We start from the raw sequence: 1,538 nt of genomic DNA on the forward strand, positions 1-1,538 counted from the left end.
AAGACAATTACCCCGGATCCGTATGCAAAACCGATAGCAAAGGTTCTCTCCCCCGAGCAGAGCCTTCCGGGCAGATTACCGAAGGTTTCAAGCAAGGGGACCAGTTCCAGACGCTCCTTGGCGTAACCGGTTCCGGCAAGACCTTCACCATGGCAAACGTCATCAAGAACGTGGGAAAGCCTACCCTCATCCTCACCCACAACAAGACCTTGGCCGCCCAACTCTATGAATTTTTGCACCACAATCCTTGAATGGGTTGGAATTTGCATCAGAATTCAAACATTCTGTCTGGAACCTTATCTGATTTCTGCATACGAAGGATCTCGGTTGTCACAATACTTTCCACACCTTTGACCAACACCGACACAACCATTTTTTTCATATTGTTGTTCGCATCATAAGTGAACGTGGTAAGAACATCGGCATTGTCCTTCACAGACTCCAATTTTTCGATACGCTTCAATTTACTATTGTAATACAACGTTCCAGCGGATCCCTGTATAATATATGTATCATCTGAAAAAAACTTCGGCTCTTTCCATTCACCCGAATCTAACGGATTGAAATTTCCATAGGATGACGATTTCAATGCTTCGGCATTGTAATCTAGGATTTGCGACTTATTCGTCTTTAAATCCACAACCTTCATTTTATTTCCATTCACAATGCTTCGCTGGTTTAAAAAATTACTTTTTATTTCAGTGTAGCTTTTGTTTTCTCCTTTGCTCACAATGTAAACATCAGTTTGCTGATACACACCCGCAGCGCGAACAGACGTACGAAGGTTCATTTCAATGGAATCTCGAGGAATTGTTTTTTCCTTGAGCGCCGCCTTTACCTGCTCTAACGAGAGGGCAAATGATTGAGAAACCAAAAACAAAAAAAGAAGAAATGTTGTTTTTTTCATAGCTTAATCCTTTATGCAACGTAATGAATGCTTGGGATAGTTTTGTCCTATTGTAAAACCAACTCCCATAGCCACCACATACGACAAATTAAAGTCTTTAGCGGTTGATGTCCAATATACAGCATAGTTGCCAGATATGGTCCCGTCTAACAACCATTCCCCCGCTGGTTTAGAATTAAACCCACAATCATCAGTTCCTGGAGTGTATCGTTCTCCAAAATCAGAGGAACTTATCAACCTAGGACCTGCAAACTCCGCCCCCCCATATTTTTAGCTAACACATTCCATTCGTCCACAGAGGGCACATGCCACCCGGCAGGGCAAATGGTGTCTAGCAAAGCCCGGTCAAAGAGTCCCAAATCCTCACCATCAATATGTAGCGAATAAAACCTGCCGAACGTATCGCAGAAGCCTTCGATTTTGTCATAGCACAGGCTGAACGGTGCGTCGAATTTCAAGTTCTCGGCCATCCACACTTGGTTGCCTATTGTGGTGTACTTGTACACCTGTCCGTCGCGTTCGTCGGTGAATGAACCTCGATTCGGCTCTCCGCATGCGTTCGTCCCTTCGGCTGGGCAGACGACGTTTGCGTCAAAAGTGTCCTTAGGCTCCGAAGGGCTATCTTCGGAAC

2 protein-coding genes and 1 pseudogene are annotated in these 1,538 nt (G+C 44.7%); 1 reads left to right on the forward strand and 2 read right to left on the reverse strand.

Annotation, left to right across the window (positions count from 1 at the left end; genetic code table 11):
* Positions 1 to 74: 74 nt before the first annotated feature.
* Positions 75 to 245: pseudogene (locus MMG03_RS15990) on the forward strand (DEAD/DEAH box helicase family protein); the annotation flags it as partial.
* Between the two features lie 23 nt (positions 246 to 268).
* Here the strand turns inward: MMG03_RS15990 and MMG03_RS15415 are convergent.
* Both MMG03_RS15415 and MMG03_RS15420 read right to left on the reverse strand, forming a co-directional pair.
* Positions 269 to 907, reverse strand: coding sequence for a hypothetical protein (locus MMG03_RS15415; protein WP_073287503.1), 639 nt, complete (start codon positions 905 to 907; stop codon positions 269 to 271).
* Between the two features lie 233 nt (positions 908 to 1,140).
* Positions 1,141 to 1,538, reverse strand: a 398-nt coding sequence (locus tag MMG03_RS15420) for an FISUMP domain-containing protein (RefSeq protein ID WP_275976911.1), incomplete at its 5' end; no start/stop codon positions are given.

The organism is Fibrobacter sp. HC4 (assembly GCF_023373925.1).
In the GTDB taxonomy this organism is placed as follows: domain Bacteria; phylum Fibrobacterota; class Fibrobacteria; order Fibrobacterales; family Fibrobacteraceae; genus Fibrobacter.